The organism is Gluconobacter oxydans DSM 3504 (assembly GCF_000583855.1).
Lineage (GTDB): Bacteria > Pseudomonadota > Alphaproteobacteria > Acetobacterales > Acetobacteraceae > Gluconobacter > Gluconobacter oxydans.
Genome location: NZ_CP004373.1, coordinates 2,045,851 through 2,062,502 on the forward strand (window position 1 = coordinate 2,045,851; position 16,652 = coordinate 2,062,502).

Consider the following 16,652-nt stretch of genomic DNA (forward strand, 5'->3'; position numbering starts at 1 on the left):
GGGGATTTGTCAGGAAAACTTATGCGAGGGCCGCGACGGCCGTCGCACCACGCTTGAGATCATCGATCAGGTCTGCCGGATCTTCCAGACCGACGGAGAGGCGGATGGCGCCGTCCGTGATGCCGAGACGGGCACGCTCCTCCTCGCTGACGCGCATGTGGGTCGTCGTGGCGGGGTGGGTGGCCAGGCTGCGGGCGTCGCCGAGATTATTGGAAATCGCGATAACCTTGAAGGCATTCATGAAGGCAAATGCGCCCTCACGGCCCTTGTCCACGACGAACGCGACCATGGAACCGCCATTGTTCATCTGGGTTTTGGCCAGTTCATGCTGCGGGTGATCGGCGCGGCCCGGATAGCGGACCTGAACGATTCCCGGCAGTTCGGCCAGTGCATCGGCTACGGCGGCGGCGTTGCGGGCCATGGCATCCGTGCGGAGCTGGAGCGTTTCCAGACCCTTGAGCAGGACCCAGGCGTTGAATGGCGACAGGGCGTTGCCGGTGTTGCGGGTGAAGGGCTGGAGCGTCTCGGTGATCCACTTACTGGAGCCGAGCACCGCACCGCCGAGGACACGGCCCTGACCGTCGATATGTTTCGTACAGGAATAGACGATCACGTCCGCGCCGAGTTTGAGCGGGGACTGGCCGAGCGGCGTTGCGAAGACGTTGTCCACGATCAGCAGGCCGCCGGCCTTGTGCGTCAGCTCGGCAACGCGAGCGATGTCGAGGACATCGAGCATCGGATTGGACGGGCTTTCGATCAGCACGGCGGCGGTCGGCTTGGACAGTGCGCGCTCCCAGGCGTCGTAATCCGTGCCGTCCACCAGTTCGGTCTCGATACCGTAGCGGGGCAGGAGATTGGTCACGATCCAGTAGCAGGAGCCGAAAATAGCGCGGGAGGCGACGACGCGGTCGCCGGCCTTTACAGTCGACAGGATGGCCGAGGAGACGGCGCCCATGCCGGTCGCTGTGGCAACGCAGGCTTCGGCACCTTCGAGAAGGGCGAGGCGCTCCTGAAGCGTGTCCACGGTCGGGTTGCCGAAGCGGGAATACTGGAAGTGCTGGACGTCGCCCGTGAAGGTGGCGGCGGCCTGTTCGGCGCTGTCATAGACGAAGCCGGATGTCAGGAAGAGTGCCTCGGACGTTTCGCCGAACTCGGTGCGGTTCGGGGCTTCGTGCAGGAGACGGGTGGCTGTGCGCCAGTTTTCTGAAGACATGATGTGTCCCTCCATAAAACGTCCTGTTGTGCAGGGCGCATGTGGCGGGCCGTGGAAGTCCTGGAAATCGTTCGATAACGACGCAGGGCCTCTTTAGCGCAGTTCTTTAGCCTCGCCGCAAGCCGGCCGCTCAAATCACGAGGGTCAGGCACGCCATGACGTTTCTGACAGGCAGGACTATGAGCCGTATTTCGGTTTTGCGTCAACACCTTGAAGGCGGATTGCGGAGGGACCGCAGAGCGGTTATGATCGGGGTCGTAAGCGGGCGTAGTTCAATGGTAGAACGGCAGCTTCCCAAGCTGCATACGGGGGTTCGATTCCCCTCGCCCGCTCCAGACTTTCCTGAAAAATCAGTGGTTATTTGGGCATCGGGGGTGCGCTGAGCGTGTCCTGATATTCCTTGCCGTTCCAGACCCAGCGGTCGTTCGGGCTGACCAGCAGGTCATGCATACCCTTGTGGCGCGTGGGCAGGACGGAAATATCGCCGTTCACGGAGTCCAGGACCGTGTTCCAGGTGTCATTGTGCTTCAGATAGACGGAGGTCGTGCAGCCTGCGGAACCGCAGAGGCGCGCGGACTGGAGCTGTACGAACAGGGCCTCGTCATTCTTGCCCGAAGACAGCGGGGCGGAGCCGACGAGCACGACCGGTTGGTCATGGTGTTTGGCCGCGTCCTGAAGATCGTCTTCGTTCAGTTTGCGGGCGTCTTCATCCAGTTTCGTGCCCGGATGGGCCGTGAGGATGACGGGAGCCGCACCGGCATTGGCCGACTGCGTCGTATGCCGCGTGTGATGGCGGGTCTTGCCTGTCGCGGCATCCGCACAGGACAGGGCTCCGGGGAGCATGAAGGACAGGGCCAGAACCGCCGCGGGGCGGGAAAGAATCTGCTGGATCGACATGAGACCTGTCATAACACGAAATTGAAGAAGAACATCTGTGAAGCTTCGGGTGTCATTCGTGACGCAGCGTCACCACCAGCACGTCCCGATAGGCGGGTTGTGACGGATCGACCGGCTGGACGGCCGTGACGCCGTGATAGACGCGGTGATCGTCCACGATGGCAGCGTCCAGTGGGTTGGTGAGCGTGAAGGAGCCGAGCGGGTCCTTGCGCATGCCGTGGATCGTGGTGACGCCCTGTTCGACGTTGTGGCGGGCGACCATCAGCACGAGAACCCAGTCCACGCCATCGCGATGCAGGCCCTCGGGTGTGGGGTGGCCTTCATTGCCCGGACGGGCCTCGATGCGGAACTGATGCACCTCGACATGCCAGACCGGGGGTTTTTCCTTCGGTGGCGTCAGGGCATCCGCGATCCGGCTGACGGTGCGGATGGCGGCGGTCATGGCGGGATGGGTGGCGATGGCGTCCGTTACGGCCGGAAACCAGCGCTCGATGCCGCCATTGAGCAGGTTGTAATCCCGGCTCTGGTAATGGGGCTGGTGTTTTTTGCGGGTGATGGTGTCGCCCGAGACGGCGAAGGTCGCATAACGGCGGCGGCGGTAACGGCCGCCATCCGCCATGTAGCGGTCAAGACCCAGATGATTCCAGCTCTCGGCAAAACCCTGCCAGTCCGTCAGGCCTTCATGCTCCAGCAGAGGACGCGTGACGTCGGCCTGCAGGAAGGAAAACCCTTTTTCCAGCAGCACGTCTTCGATGCGGATCAGAGCCTTGTCAAAGGGCGGGGAGAGATCGGTTGGGCTCATGAGTTCTCGGACCAGGGGACGCAGGGTTGGATGAGGCTGCGTCCCACATTCCCTCTTTGACGGGCTTCTGAAAAGGGATTTCAGGCGCCCAGATCAGGTTTGACCGGCGAAAGATGTTCGCGGAGCGTGCTGCAGGCCGTGGGGGCCACGCCGAGGATGCCTGCGAGGTGCTGGCGGTACAGTCCCTCATGGATCAGACGCGCGGCCAGACCCGACAGCAGACCCCCGCCGAAGCTGCGCTTGGCGTCCAGCATGCCCCAGCCATTGTAGTCCCCCAGGGCCACGACAGCGCCGCGGTCGTTATAGGCGAACGGGGCAGGGGTCCTGCCGGCGATGATTTCCGGCAGGGCACGGCCGAGATACTGGCCTTCCTGACGGGCGGCCTGAGCTGTCGGCGCGATCGGGGCTGCGTCGATGCGGGCGCAGTCGCCGATCGCGAAAACGGCCGGGTCCTGCGTGGTCTGAAGCGTGGTGGTCACGCCAAGCTGGCCGGAGCGTCCGCGTTCCAGACCTTCGAGCAGGTTCGTGGCATCCGAGGCGCGCACGCCGGCGGCCCAGACGCGGAGGCTGGCGGGGATGTGCTCGCCGGTTTTGAGGCTGAAGCCGGTCTCGTCCGCGCCGACCACCATGGCTTCGGTCCGCACGGAGATGCCGAGCTTTTCGAGCTGCTGCGTGGCGGCAGTGGAGACAGCTTCGGGGAAGGCCGGCAGGATGCGCGGGCCGGTCTCGATCAGGACGGCGTTCAGCAGGGATTTGCGAACAGCCGGTCCCAGACCGCGGGCGTCATCGATGGACTTGCACAGTTCGGCAATCAGCTGAACGCCGGTTGCGCCACCGCCGACGATGCCGACCGAGAGCTTCTCGCCAGCGGCGCGGGCTTTCTGCACGGCTTCGCGGAATGTGGCGAAGAGGGCGTCAGCGTCGTTCAGGCTGTCGATGAACATGCAGTGATCGACGATGCCGGGAATGCCGAAGTCATTCGCACGCGAGCCGAGAGCGACCACCAGATAATCGTAAGGCAGTGTCGCGCCGGTATCGAGCGAGACGGTCTTGTTCTCGCGGTTGACGGCGACGGGGCTGCCCTGGACGAAGGTGAAGCCGAACTTTGCGGCCGTGTCTTTGAAGGGGATGCAGTTCCCCTGATGCTGCATGGTGCCCGCAGCGAATTCGTGCAGAGCCGGCTTCCAGTAATGGACGGGGCTGCGGTCAACGAGTGTCAGGGAGATGTTCTGGCGACGGCCCAGCGCTGCAGCGGCTTCAAGCCCCCCAACGCCACCGCCAAGAACAAGCACGCGAGCTCCAGCAGACATGGATTTTTCCTCATATCAAGTGCGAAACGGCACCCGGATTTTGCTAACGGCAGAGGCGGGGACGCACAAGCCCCGCTCTCGCTGACGTGTTGGGACGGTCAGCTGCGGTAGGAGCCGTTGATGTCGATGTAGCCATGCGTCAGATCGCAGGTCCAGACACGGGCCTGTCCGTCACCCAGGCCGAGATCGACGGCAATTTCGATCTCCTGACCCTTCATGTGGGCGACGACCGGGGCTTCATCGTAATTCTCGACGACACCGCCGTCTTTCGCGATCCACGTGCCGCCGATGGCGACGGAGAGGCGGTCGCGGTCTGCGGGTTCACCGCTTTTTCCCACCGCCATGACCACGCGGCCCCAGTTGGCGTCCTCGCCTGCAATGGCGGTTTTGACGAGGGGGGAGTTGGCGATACACAGCGCGATGCGGTGGGCGGAGAGGTTGGAATCCGCTCCGGTGACGGCGATACGGACAAGCTTTGTCGCACCTTCGCCATCGCGGACCACCATCAGCGCGAGTTCCAGCAGGAGATCGTTCAGCGCAAGGGTAAACTCGGCGAGAGCGGGGTCGTTGACGTCGTCGACTTCCGGATTGTCGGCCAGTCCGGTCGCGAAAATCATCAGCATGTCCGAAGTGGACGTGTCCGAATCGACGGTAATGGAATTGAAGCTCTGGGCGCAGCCGGAGGCCAGCAGGGACTGCAGCACGTTCTGCGGCAGTTTGGCGTCGGTTGCGACATAGGCGAGCATCGTGGCCATGTCGGGGGCGACCATGCCCGATCCTTTGGCGATGCCCTGGATGCGGACGGGGGTGCCGTTGATTTTCACATCGCGACGGGCGGCCTTGGGGAAGGTGTCCGTCGTCATGATGGCGCGGGCGGCATCGGCCCAGCCGTTCTCTTCCAGTCCGGCCCTGGCGGCAGGAAGGGCGGCGATGATGCGATCCTGCGGCAGTTTTTCGCCAATCACGCCCGTGGAAGCGAGAAAGACGTCCTGCGAGGGGCAGTCGAGAAGCTGTGCGGTGGCGTCCGCGCAGTCTTCGCAGGCCTGGATTCCGGCGCGGCCGGTAAAGACGTTCGCGTTGCCTGCATTGACGAGCAGGGCGCGGGCATAGGGGGTGGTCAGGGCTTCACGGCACCACAGGACCGGGGCGCCGGGGCAGGCGTTCTTCGTATAGACGCCTGCCGCCACCGTGCCGGGGACGAATTCCGCGAGCATCAGGTCCGTACGGCCCTGATAGCGGATGCCCGCGGCGACGGCGGAAAGCCGCACGCCCGCAATCGTTGCAAGGTCCGGAAGAGGACGCGCGAGCGGAGAGACGGGGAGCGGCTTTGCCATGGACTTACTTCTTTGCTGGTGCGGCAGCCGGAGCTGCATTCGGGATCGCCTTGCCCTGTGCGTCGTAGTGAACGACCTTCACCTGGGATTCAGCAGCCTGAACGATGTCACGCACCTTGTCGCGGATCAGCTCCTGACGGACCTGGTCGTGGACCTGGTCGAAGGTCGGGATCGGGGCCGTACGGGTCGCGAGGACCTGGATCACGTGCCAGCCATACTGGGTGTGAACCGGGGTCTGGGAGATCGTGTTCGGCTTCATGGCGAAAGCAGCTGCGGAGAAAGCCGGCAGCATGTCTTCCTTCTTGAACCAGCCGAGATCGCCACCGTTCGCACCGGCGGAACCCTTGTCCTTGGAAAGCTGGGCAGCAAGCTTGCCGAAATCAGCGCCCTTGCCGAGCTGGGCAATGATGTCCTTGGCCTGGGCTTCGCTGTCCACGAGGATGTGGCGGGCGTGGATCTCTTCTTCCGGCTTCTTGTTCGCGTAATGCGACTGGTAGAAGTCATGCATTGCGGAATCGGTGACCAGCGGGCCGACCTTCTCTTCGAGATAGGCGTTCTGCAGCGCGTTTGCGGCAGCGGCATCCATGGCAGCCTTTACGTCCGGCTTGTGGTTCAGGCCTTCCTTCTCGGCGGCGAACTGCACGGCCTTCTGGTCAACGAGCTGGTTGACGATCAGGGGAACCAGGACGGACGGCTGGATCTGGCGGGCCTGCGGCGGGAGGTTGCCCGCTGCGCGCTGCACGTCGCCCAGTGTGATCTTCGCACCGTTGACGGTGGCGATCAGCATGTCGGGGTTGGGGGCAGCGGCCGGAGCGGCTGCGGGTGCTGCGGCGGCAGGGGCTGCTGCGGGAGCGGCGAAAGCCGTCGATGCTGCGACCGACGTGCCGGCCAGAAGGGCGGCGAGAGCGAAAGTGGAGCGGGAAAGCCGCATGTGGGGACTACCTCGGATGTAACCTGGAAAAAGGATGGCCTGCACCATGACAAAGGCTGGTCCGCCCTGCAAGGGTGCGGTCCGTTACCATTCCTTCACGCACCCTTCACACACGCTGCAGGCGGGTGTCGCGCGGGGTGTGGGGCCGGTCGTGGATGTGACACTGTGATGACAATGGGAACATTTCATCGGGGTTCTGGGCGGCCTCTCCATTGACCCTTTGCGGCCCGGGTCCTATCTCCAGCAGACGTGAAAATCCTGACGGCACGGTGTGGCGGGTCTTTCCGGTAGTGGAAAGAGCTGGCGCTTCGGGCCTTCGGCATCTCAAGGTTCAGCATGTTCGCACGCCTCGCCCGCGCCCTTTTCGGTTCTGCCAACGATCGCACGCTCAAGGCGTATCAGCGCCGTGTGCCCGAGATCAATGCACTGGAGCCTGCGGTCCAGGCCCTGTCTGACGAGCAGCTCCGGCATAAGACGACCGAGTTCAAGGAGCGGCTGGAAAAGGGCGAAACCCTCGACGGTCTGCTACCGGAAGCCTTTGCGGTCTGCCGTGAAGCGTCGCGCCGTGTTCTGGGTAAGCGTCACTTTGATGTGCAGCTGATCGGCGGCATGGTCCTGCATGCGGGGCGGATTGCCGAGATGCGCACCGGTGAGGGCAAGACCCTTGTGGCGACTCTGGCGGTCTATCTGAACGCGCTGAGTGGCAAGGGCGTGCATGTCGTCACGGTGAACGACTATCTTGCGCGGCGTGACGCGGAAGAGATGTCCATCCTCTACAGCTTCCTCGGGCTGACGACCGGTGTGATCGTCCCGAACCTGTCGGACGGGGAGCGTCGCGAGGCTTATGCTGCGGACATCACCTACGGCACGAACAACGAGTTCGGCTTCGACTATCTGCGCGACAACATGAAATATTCGCTCGCCGACATGGTGCAGCGTCCGTTCAACCACGCGATCGTGGATGAGGTGGACAGCATCCTGATCGACGAGGCGCGGACCCCGCTCATTATCTCCGGTCCGGCAGATGACAGCTCCGATCTCTATCGCTCTGTCGATGATGTGGTCGTGAAGCTGGTTCAGGAGCCGGATGTCTACGACAAGGACGAGAAGCTGCGGTCCGTCACGCTGACCGAACACGGCTCGCACCGGGTCGAGGAACTGCTCGCCGAAGCGGGCGTGCTTCAGGACGGCGGCCTGTACGACATTCATAATGTCGCGGTGGTTCACCACGTCCAGCAGTCCCTGCGGGCGCATACGCTGTTCACGCGGGACGTGGATTATATCGTGCGTGACGGCAAGGTCGTCATCATTGACGAGTTCACGGGCCGCATGATGGACGGTCGCCGGTATTCGGATGGTCTGCACCAGGCGCTGGAAGCCAAGGAGCATGTGGAGATCCAGCAGGAGAACCAGACGCTCGCTTCCATCACGTTCCAGAACTATTTCCGTCTCTACCCGAAGCTGTCCGGCATGACCGGTACGGCCATGACCGAGGCTGACGAGTTCGCGGAGATCTATCACCTCGATGTGGTGGAAATCCCGACGAACCTGCCGGTCAGGCGGATCGATACGGATGACGAGGTCTATCTGACGGCGGCCGAGAAGTTCAGCGCCGTGGCCGATCTGATCAAGGAAATCCATGAAACCGGCCAGCCCATCCTCGTGGGCACGACGTCGATCGAGAAGAGCGAATATCTCTCGCATATCCTGACGCAGCGCGGCATTCCGCATAACGTCCTGAATGCGCGCCAGCATGAGAAGGAAGCGATCATCGTGGCGCAGGCGGGTGCGCCGGGCGCTATTACGATCGCCACGAACATGGCGGGCCGCGGCACCGACATCAAGCTCGGCGGCAATATCGAGATGCTGGTCAAGGCCAGCACCGAAGGCGTCGAGGATGAGGCGCAGCGTGAATCCGTCGAGCAGAACATCCGCGCGATCGTCGAAGAGCATCACGAGGAAGTTCACAAGGCGGGCGGTCTGTATGTGATCGGCACCGAGCGGCATGAGAGCCGCCGCGTGGACAACCAGCTGCGTGGCCGTTCGGGTCGTCAGGGTGATCCGGGCAATTCGCGGTTCTTCCTGTCGCTTGAAGACGATCTGATCCGTATTTTCGCCAGCGACCGCATGGGCGCGATGATGCAGAAAATGGGGCTCAAGGAAGGTGAGGCGATTGTTCATCCCTGGCTGAACAAGGCTCTGGAAAAGGCGCAGAAGCGGGTCGAGGCGCGCAACTTCGACATGCGCAAGAACACGCTCAAATATGACGACGTCATGAATGACCAGCGCAAGGAGGTTTATGCCCAGCGCCGGGAATACATGGCGACGGATGACCTGTCGGGCGTGATCGCCGAGCTGCGCGAGCACACGATCGAGGATCTGGTGCATGCACATATTCCTGAAAAATCCTTTGCCGAGGCCTGGGATACGGAAGGGCTGACGAAGGAAGTCTCCCGCATCCTGAACCTGGATCTGCCGATTGCGGACTGGGCGAAGGAAGACGGGATGGATTCCGAAGGCGTGATCGAGCGGATCGAGGCGGAAGCCGCGAAGGCGCAGGCAGCACGGACCGCCAATATGGGCCCCGAGCTGATGCGTCTGATCGAGAAGCAGGTCGTGCTGACGACGTTCGATGCGGTGTGGAAAGAGCATCTGCACGGGCTGGACCAGCTTCGTCAGGGCATTGGTCTGCGAGCTTATGGTCAGCGTGATCCGCTGAACGAGTACAAGCAGGAAGCCTTCCAGATGTTCACGGCGATGCTGGATGACATGCGTATCCGCGTGACGGAAACGATGTGCCGCATCCAGGCCGTGTCCGAGCCGCCGCCGTTCCCGGTTATCAACACTGAAACGTCCGGTCCGTCCGAGGAACCTGCGGGACTGTTCGCGCAAGGAACGACGGGGGGCGATATTCCGGCGCCGCAGCCGATGGCGGGTTTCCCGTCCGCTGCTCCGATGCCGCCACGTCCGCAGCCCGTTCCGACGGGTGCGGAGCCTGATGCGGCGACGCTTCAGCGCTGGTATGCGGAAACGCCCCGCAATGCGCTTTGCCCGTGCGGATCGGGTCTGAAGTTCAAACACTGTCATGGCAGGCTCGCCTGAGCCTCTGACACGACGATAGAGGAAGGAGCGACCGATGGCCGGTCATTCACAGTTCAAGAACATCATGCACCGCAAGGGTGCACAGGATGCCAAGCGGGCCAAACAGTTCGCCAAGGTCCTGCGTGAGATCACGGTTGCGACGCGCTCGGGTCTGCCTGACCCGGCATCCAACCCGCGTCTGCGTGCCGCGATTTCCATGGCGCGTGAAGTCAACATGCCCAAGGACAATGTCGAGCGCGCTATCAAGAAGGCCTCCGGTGCTGCCGGTGGCGACGACTATGTGGAAGTGCGTTACGAGGGCTATGGTCCGGCCGGCGTTGCGATCATCGTCGAAGGCCTGACGGACAACCGCAACCGGACGGCGGGTGAAGTCCGTGCCGCGTTCTCAAAGCATGGCGGGTCGCTGGGCGAGACGAATTCGGTGTCGTTCATGTTCCAGCGCCTGGGCGTGATCAGCTATCCGCTGGACGTGGCCTCCGAAGACGAGATGCTGGAAGCCGCGATCGAAGCCGGTGCGGACAATGCCGAGACGACCGAAGAAGGCCATGAAGTGACCTGCGCGATGGAGAACTTCTTCGCCGTGCGGGATGCGCTGGAGAGCCGTTTTGGCGAGCCGCAGTCGGCCAAGCTCGACTGGCGTCCGGAAAACAGCGTGACGCTGGACGAAGACAAGGCGCGTTCGGTCATGAAGCTGATCGACGTGCTGGAAGATAGCGACGACATCCAGGCCGTCTATGCAAACTTCGATATTCCCGACGACGTGGCTGAGGCGCTGGCTGCTTGATCCGCCTGATGGGCATTGACCCCGGCCTGCGTTTCATGGGCTGGGGCATCATCGACGTGGACGGCAATCATCTCAAGCATGTGGCTTCGGGTGTGATCGGGACCGATGGGTCCGAATCCGTGCCGCTGCGTCTGTGCGAGCTGCATGGCGCGCTCAAGAAGCTGATCCGTGAATATGCGCCGGCCGAGGCGGCTGTTGAGGAGACTTACGTTAACCGTAATGGCTCCTCGACGCTCAAGCTCGGCTATGCGCGTGGGGTGGCTCTGCTGACGCCCGCCTATGAAGGGCTGCCGGTTGCGGAATACGGGGCGATGACGGTCAAGAAATCCGTGGTCGGGACCGGGTCTGCGACCAAGGAACAGGTGACGATGATGGTGAAGCGGCTTCTGCCGGGGGCGGAGATCCGCAAGGCTGACGCGTCCGATGCGCTGGCGGTTGCGATCTGTCATGCCCATCATCGTGCAAGTGCGGCCCATGTCGTGGCCGGAAAGCGCATGGCATGATCGGGCAGCTCACCGGACTTGTCGGGCAGATCGAAGGCGAGCGCTGCATCGTGGACGTCAATGGTGTGGGGTATGTGGTCTCGGCCTCGACCCGCACATTGGCGGCGCTGCCGCAGCCGCCGTCCGTAGCACGCGTGCTGATCGAGACGATCGTGCGTGAGGATGCGATCCAGCTTTTCGGCTTTGCGACGACGGATGAGCGGGACTGGTTTCGCCTGCTGACGACCGTGCAGGGCGTGGGCGCGAAGGTGGCTCTGGCGATCCTCTCGGCGAACAGTCCGGGCGAGATCCTGCTGGCCATCAATGCCGGGGACAAGGGGTCTCTGACCCGTGCTGCTGGTGTCGGGCCGCGTCTGGCGGACCGGATCCTGAGCGAGCTGCGCAACAAGGTTGCGAAAATGCCGGGTGGGGGCGGGACCGTGTCCGCACCGGGGATCGTCTCAGGGCCGAGCGTCGAGAATGATGCGCTGCTGGCGCTGGCGGGGCTTGGATTCCGTCGGGCCGAGGCCTGGCCTGTGCTGAGCAAGGTGCTGGCCGAGAACGAGAATGCGACGCTTGATCTGGCGATCCGGCTGAGCCTGAAGGATCTCGCGCGATGAGCGACGACTACCGCGAAACCGATCCGGCCCGTCAGCCCGAGGATATGGGCGAGGGCAGTCTGCGGCCTGAAACGCTTGCGGATTTTACGGGCCAGAAAGCCAGCCGTGAAAATCTGGCGATTTTCATTGAGGCGGCTCGGGCTCGGAATGAAGCTCTGGATCATGTCCTGCTGCATGGGCCGCCGGGTCTGGGCAAGACGACGCTGGCGCAGATTGTGGCGCGTGAACTGGGTGTGGGGTTTCGGGCGACGTCCGGGCCGGTCATTCAGCGCGCAGGCGATCTGGCGGCGATCCTGACGAATCTCCAGCCGCGCGATGTGCTGTTCATTGACGAAATCCATCGTCTCCAGCCGGCGATCGAGGAAGTCCTCTATCCGGCGATGGAAGACTTCCAGCTTGATCTGATCATTGGCGAGGGGCCGGCTGCGCGATCTGTGCGGATTGATCTGGCGCCGTTCACGCTTGTGGCCGCGACGACGCGGGCCGGTCTGCTGGCGACACCTTTGCGGGACCGGTTCGGGATTCCGCTGCGGCTGGTGTTCTATACGCCGGAAGAACTCCGGGCGATTGTTTCGCGCGGGGCCCTGAAGCTCGGGATGCGGCTGACGGATGACGGGGCGGAAGAAATCGCCCGACGCTCCCGCGGGACGCCGCGTATCGCCGGGCGTCTGCTGCGACGGGTGCGGGATTTTGCGCTGGTGTCGAAGCATGCGGTCGTGGACCGGGCGCTGGCGGATGCGGCTCTGGGACGGCTTGAGGTCGATGAGCGCGGGCTGGATGCGATGGACCGGCGCTATCTCAAGCGGATTGCCGAGCATCATCATGGCGGCCCAGTCGGTGTGGAAACGCTGGCGGCGGGGCTTGCCGAAGCGCGCGATACGCTGGAAGACGTGATCGAGCCCTACCTGATCCAGGAAGGGCTGGTTCTGAGGACGGCCCGCGGGCGGATGCTGGGTGAGGCGGGGTGGCGTCATCTCGGCCTGACGCCGCCGGCGAGCCAGGTGGATCTGCTCTCCTCGCTGGAGCAGGACGATTCCGCGCCCTGAAAGGCCCTGAACGCGGTTCGGGGTCCGGGCGCACCATGACTGGAGAAACAGTATGGCCACGCACAAGATCAGGTTCCGGGTTTATTACGAAGACACCGATGCGGGCGGTATCGTCTATCACGCGCGCTATCTGGGCTTTGCCGAGCGTGCGCGGAGCGAGGCGATGCGGGATGCGGATGCGTCCGTCACCGAGCTTCTGAACGATTTCGGACTGGTCTTTGTCGTGCGTCAGGCCGCACTCCGGTATCGCTCGCCGCTCCGACTCGATGACGAGATGGAAATCGAGACGGCGCTGGAGGCCATGACTCCGACGCGGCTGAAACTTTGTCAGACCGTCCGGAATTATTCCGGGGGTGGCGAAACGGCTACGGTTATCGACGTTGAGCTGGCCTGTCTGAACGCTGCGGACATGAAACCTGCCAAAATTCCGCCTCGGTGGCGTGATGCAGTAAGAAAACTGGAGGCAGGAGAGGTCTGACCCACTTTCCTGTTTCGTCATGAAGTGCAATGGAGAGTCCTGACCCGCAAGGGACAGGATCTGTACAGGAGAGAACAGTGGATCATGAGGTAAGTTCGAGTGCGCTTGGGGCGGTCGGTGCGGCCGGTCTTTCGCCTCTGGACCTGTTCCTGCACGCCTCCATCGTTGTAAAGCTGGTGATGCTGGGTCTGCTGCTGTGCAGCGCCGGCGTATGGGCGATCATTGCGGAAAAAATCATTCTCATCCGTCGCGTCAATCGTGAAGCGACCGAGTTCGAGGACCGTTTCTGGTCGGGCGGATCGCTCGACGATCTTTACGAATCCGATGGTGCGCGTCCGACGCATCCGATGGCGGCCGTGTTCGGTGCGGCCATGGGCGAATGGCGCCGTTCCGCACGGATTGGCGGAATTGACCTGTCGCGGGGTGGCGTGCGCGAGCGCGTGGACCGCGCCATCGACATCACCATCATGCGTGAGAACGACCGTCTGACGCGCCGTCTGATCTTCCTTGCGACGATCGGCCCGGTGGCACCGTTCGTCGGTCTGTTCGGAACGGTCTGGGGTATCATGCATTCTTTCGCGTCCATCGCGCAGATGCACAACACGAACCTTTCGGTCGTGGCGCCTGGTATTTCCGAAGCCCTGTTCGCCACGGCGATCGGCCTCGTAACGGCCATTCCGGCCTATATCGCCTATAACGGTCTGAGCAATTCCTTCGAGAAGTTCGCTGACCGCATGGAAGCCTTTGGCACCGAGTTCGCGGCCATCCTGTCGCGTCAGTCCGAGGAACGTGCGGACGATACGACCGGCGGGAAGGCCTGAACCATGGGAATGTCTGCGGGAGGACGGGCTGGAGGTGGCGGACGCCGTAAGCGTCGCCCCGCGTCGGAAATCAACGTCACGCCGCTGGTGGACGTCATGCTGGTGCTGCTCATCATCTTCATGGTGACGGCGCCGATGCTGACCAGTGGCGTCAATGTGGATCTGCCGAAGACGGATGCCAGCCCGGTCAATTCGGATACCAAGCCGATCACCGTCTCCCTGAAGACGGATGGGTCGCTCTATCTGGGGGACCAGCAGGTGACGTCGGACCAGCTGATCGACCAGCTCAAGGCACAGTCGCAGAATGATCCGACCCATCGCATTTTCGTCCGTGCCGATGCGCATATCGACTACGGACAGGTGATGCAGGTCATGGGGCAGATCACGTCGGGTGGCTTCACGCATGTTGCGCTTCTCGCGCAGCAGCCCCAGAGCGGCCAGTAAGAGGCCGCTGCCGTGGTGCGTCCACGCCGCTCTGATAACAGGCGCTTTCGTCATGCGCTTTACGGATCAGCCGCCGTTCACCTGGGGCTGATCGCGTATCTGCTTGTGCAGATCCCCCCCGAAAAACCGCCCGAGCCGCCTGAGCCCCCCACGGTTCAGATGGAATTCGAGCAGGCAGGACCGCCGACCCATCCGGTCAAGGGCGATCATCCGGCGCCTGCGCCCGCTCCGGCCCCTGCACCCGTAAAGAACGAGGCGCCTCCCGCCCCGACGCCGCCCCTGAAGGCGCCGACGGAAGAGCCGCCTCCGCCACCACCGCCGCCTCAGCCCGTGCCGCCTCCGCCAGAGACGCCGCCGCAGAAACTGCCGGATATCAAGCTGCCGCCGAAAATGACGGATGAGTCGCCTGAGCCTGTGCCGGCGTCGCCTCCCAAGCCGTCACCGCCGTCTAAATCGACGATGGTTGCACCGCCGAGCCCGCAGACGCAGAAGGCCGACAAGCTGCCGGATATGCCGAAATTTTCGCATATGACGCAGCCGAATGCGGCCAAGAAAACCGAAGCGGACAGTCATTCGCTGCTGGCGACGCTGGACAATTTCCGGGCGGACCAGAAGCAGACCCATGCGCCGACCGCGAAGGCCAATCCGCCGCAGGGTGGTGCGCCTAACGGAGGTGGTGTGCCGAATGGTGACATCACCAAGTCCCTGTCCATGGCGGATCAGAAGGCCATCGGTGGGTCGGTGCGCCGCTGCTACACCGAAGACACCGAAGCGCGGAACTATGCGAGCTTTGTCGCGCATATGGTCGTGACCGTTGATGCGACCGGCGAGGCCCGGATTGTCAAATTTGCGCCTGAAACGGCTGCGAAGATGGCTGCAGATCCGTCTTACCGCGTTCTGGCGGAGCGGGCGCGGGATGCGGTGCTGAGCCCCACCTGTGCCCATCTGCCCATTCCCTCCAAGATGCTTGGTCAGACGCATGAGCTGCGTTTTGTCTTCAGGCCGTAATCCACGAGGAAGTCTCATGTCCTTCATTCCCGATACCGAAGCCGAGGCCCTGAGCGCGCTGTTTTCGCGCCGCTCCGTTCTGGGAGCGACCGCTGCCGGCGGTCTCCTGGCGACGCCTCTGGCGGCCTTTGCCCAGTCCGGTGCGGCCTCCGGCCCCGGCGAAGCAGAAATCACCGTCGATCAGGCCCGTCAGGAGCCGATCCCCATCGTCGTTCCGAATTTCGGGGCAGGGCTGGGTGAGCAGATTTCCGGCGTGATCACGTCCGACCTGAACGGAACTGGTCTGTTCAAGGTCATGAGCGGCAGTGTACCGCCGGGCTCCACGCCGGATTTCAGCGCTCTCAAGACCCAGGGCGCCCGTGCGGCCGTGGCCGGTCAGGCCGTGGGTGCGGGAAGTGTCCGCGTCGAGATGCGTCTGTGGGATGTGCTCTCCGGACAGCAGCTTCAGGGCACGGCCTATACGGCGTCCAACAGCAACTGGCGCCGGATCGCGCATATCATTGCTGACGTGATCTATGAGCGGATGCTGGGTGAAAAGGGCTATTTCGATACCCGCATCGCCTATATCGCCCGCACCGGTCCGCGCCATCACCAGATCACGCGTCTGGCCCTGATGGATCAGGATGGCGCGAACGAGCGCATGTTGACGGGTGGCGAGTGGCTGACGCTGACGCCGCGTTTCAACCCGGTGCGCGATCAGATCGCGTTCATGTCTTACGCCAACAACCGTCCGCGCGTGTATCTGTTCGATCTGGCCTCTGGCCGTCAGCAGATTCTGGGTGAGTTCGCGGGCATTTCCTTTGCGCCGCGCTTCTCGCCGACGGGTGGATCAGTCGTGTTGTCCGCCACGCGCGGGGGCGGGTCTGACATCTTCGTTGTCGATCTGGCGTCCCGTGCGAAGCGGCAGATCACCAATTCCAATGGCGCGATCGACACCAGCCCGTGCTTCAGCCCGGATGGTAGCCAGATCGTCTTCAACTCCGATCGTGGTGGCAGCCCCCAGCTCTACATCATGAGTGCATCCGGTGGGGCGGCGAAGCGGATTTCCTATGGCAGTGGCCAGTATGGATCCCCGGTCTGGTCCCCTCGTGGAGACCTGATCGCCTTTACCCGGATTGGCAGCGGCGGGTTCTCGCTCGGTGTCATGAACCCGGATGGTACGGGCGAGCGTATCCTGACGCAGGGCTTCACGGTGGATGGGGCGACGTTCTGTCCGAACGGTCGTGTGCTGGCGTTCTGTCGCCAGAGCGCGTCCGGTGCGGGCGGTGCGGGCTTCGCGTCCGGTATTGGTACGATCGATATTACGGGCTTCAACGAGCGTCCGATCCGGATCTCGACGGGTGCGTCCGACCCGGCCTGGTCTCCGCGGAACGGCTGAGG

Annotated in this window: 17 protein-coding genes, 1 tRNA gene and 1 riboswitch; of the genes, 12 read left to right on the top strand and 6 right to left on the bottom strand. The window is 63.2% G+C overall.

What is annotated here, in order from left to right; translation table 11 throughout:
- Window positions 1–19: 19 nt before the first annotated feature.
- A complete protein-coding gene (metZ, locus tag GLS_RS09025; protein WP_193363806.1) occupies window positions 20–1,213 on the bottom strand; it encodes an O-succinylhomoserine sulfhydrylase in 1,194 nt (397 codons plus the stop codon).
- Window positions 1,214–1,285: 72 nt separating this feature from the next.
- Window positions 1,286–1,365: riboswitch (SAM riboswitch) on the bottom strand.
- A 109-nt stretch (window positions 1,366–1,474) separates the two neighbouring features.
- Between metZ and GLS_RS09030 the strand changes: the two genes are divergently transcribed.
- A tRNA-Gly gene (locus tag GLS_RS09030) sits at window positions 1,475–1,548 on the top strand.
- A gap of 22 nt (window positions 1,549–1,570) precedes the next feature.
- Here GLS_RS09030 and GLS_RS09035 read toward each other — a convergent pair.
- The 5 genes from GLS_RS09035 to GLS_RS09055 all read right to left on the bottom strand — a co-directional run bounded on the left by GLS_RS09035 (window position 1,571) and on the right by GLS_RS09055 (window position 6,487).
- On the bottom strand, window positions 1,571–2,110 hold the full coding sequence (locus GLS_RS09035; protein ID WP_052327648.1) for a hypothetical protein: 540 nt from the start codon (window positions 2,108–2,110) through the stop codon (window positions 1,571–1,573).
- 52 nt (window positions 2,111–2,162) lie between these two features.
- Window positions 2,163–2,912, bottom strand: a complete 750-nt coding sequence (locus GLS_RS09040; RefSeq protein WP_041111974.1) for a 2OG-Fe dioxygenase family protein — start codon at window positions 2,910–2,912, stop codon at window positions 2,163–2,165.
- A gap of 80 nt (window positions 2,913–2,992) precedes the next feature.
- On the bottom strand, window positions 2,993–4,222 hold the full coding sequence (locus GLS_RS09045) for an NAD(P)/FAD-dependent oxidoreductase (protein ID WP_041111975.1): 1,230 nt from the start codon (window positions 4,220–4,222) through the stop codon (window positions 2,993–2,995).
- Between the two features lie 98 nt (window positions 4,223–4,320).
- Window positions 4,321–5,556 carry a bifunctional glutamate N-acetyltransferase/amino-acid acetyltransferase ArgJ gene (argJ, locus tag GLS_RS09050; protein WP_041111976.1) on the bottom strand — a complete coding sequence of 412 codons (1,236 nt, stop codon included), beginning with the start codon at window positions 5,554–5,556 and terminating at the stop codon, window positions 4,321–4,323.
- Between the two features lie 4 nt (window positions 5,557–5,560).
- Window positions 5,561–6,487: a peptidylprolyl isomerase gene (locus tag GLS_RS09055; protein WP_011253199.1), complete on the bottom strand. Its 927-nt coding sequence runs from the start codon at window positions 6,485–6,487 to the stop codon at window positions 5,561–5,563.
- Window positions 6,488–6,533: 46 nt separating this feature from the next.
- Between GLS_RS09055 and GLS_RS13585 the strand changes: the two genes are divergently transcribed.
- From GLS_RS13585 to tolB, 11 genes are all read left to right on the top strand, one after another.
- Window positions 6,534–6,656 (top strand): hypothetical protein, encoded by a 123-nt coding sequence (locus GLS_RS13585; protein ID WP_264357999.1) that lies wholly within the window; start codon window positions 6,534–6,536, stop codon window positions 6,654–6,656.
- A 167-nt stretch (window positions 6,657–6,823) separates the two neighbouring features.
- Window positions 6,824–9,589 (top strand): preprotein translocase subunit SecA, encoded by a 2,766-nt coding sequence (secA, locus tag GLS_RS09060; RefSeq protein ID WP_041111977.1) that lies wholly within the window; start codon window positions 6,824–6,826, stop codon window positions 9,587–9,589.
- A gap of 34 nt (window positions 9,590–9,623) precedes the next feature.
- Entirely contained in the window at window positions 9,624–10,373 is a 750-nt protein-coding gene (locus GLS_RS09065) for a YebC/PmpR family DNA-binding transcriptional regulator (RefSeq protein WP_041111978.1), read from the top strand.
- Complete coding sequence (gene ruvC / locus GLS_RS09070) at window positions 10,370–10,876, top strand: crossover junction endodeoxyribonuclease RuvC (RefSeq protein WP_041111979.1); 507 nt, start codon at window positions 10,370–10,372, stop codon at window positions 10,874–10,876. The genes GLS_RS09065 and ruvC overlap by 4 nt, the downstream gene beginning before the upstream one ends.
- Complete coding sequence (ruvA, locus tag GLS_RS09075; protein ID WP_041111980.1) at window positions 10,873–11,475, top strand: Holliday junction branch migration protein RuvA; 603 nt, start codon at window positions 10,873–10,875, stop codon at window positions 11,473–11,475. Before ruvC ends, ruvA begins: the two co-directional genes overlap by 4 nt.
- On the top strand, window positions 11,472–12,521 hold the full coding sequence (ruvB, locus tag GLS_RS09080) for a Holliday junction branch migration DNA helicase RuvB (protein ID WP_041111981.1): 1,050 nt from the start codon (window positions 11,472–11,474) through the stop codon (window positions 12,519–12,521). Before ruvA ends, ruvB begins: the two co-directional genes overlap by 4 nt.
- A 52-nt stretch (window positions 12,522–12,573) precedes the next feature.
- A complete protein-coding gene (ybgC, locus tag GLS_RS09085; protein WP_041111982.1) occupies window positions 12,574–12,999 on the top strand; it encodes a tol-pal system-associated acyl-CoA thioesterase in 426 nt (141 codons plus the stop codon).
- A 29-nt stretch (window positions 13,000–13,028) separates the two neighbouring features.
- Window positions 13,029–13,820, top strand: coding sequence for a protein TolQ (tolQ, locus tag GLS_RS09090; protein ID WP_172492883.1), 792 nt, complete (start codon window positions 13,029–13,031; stop codon window positions 13,818–13,820).
- Window positions 13,821–13,823: 3 nt separating this feature from the next.
- Window positions 13,824–14,264 carry a protein TolR gene (gene tolR, locus GLS_RS09095; RefSeq protein WP_024716946.1) on the top strand — a complete coding sequence of 147 codons (441 nt, stop codon included), beginning with the start codon at window positions 13,824–13,826 and terminating at the stop codon, window positions 14,262–14,264.
- A gap of 12 nt (window positions 14,265–14,276) precedes the next feature.
- On the top strand, window positions 14,277–15,272 hold the full coding sequence (locus tag GLS_RS09100; protein WP_041111984.1) for a hypothetical protein: 996 nt from the start codon (window positions 14,277–14,279) through the stop codon (window positions 15,270–15,272).
- A gap of 16 nt (window positions 15,273–15,288) precedes the next feature.
- A complete protein-coding gene (tolB, locus tag GLS_RS09105) occupies window positions 15,289–16,650 on the top strand; it encodes a Tol-Pal system beta propeller repeat protein TolB (protein ID WP_041111985.1) in 1,362 nt (453 codons plus the stop codon).
- Window positions 16,651–16,652 lie beyond the last annotated feature (2 nt).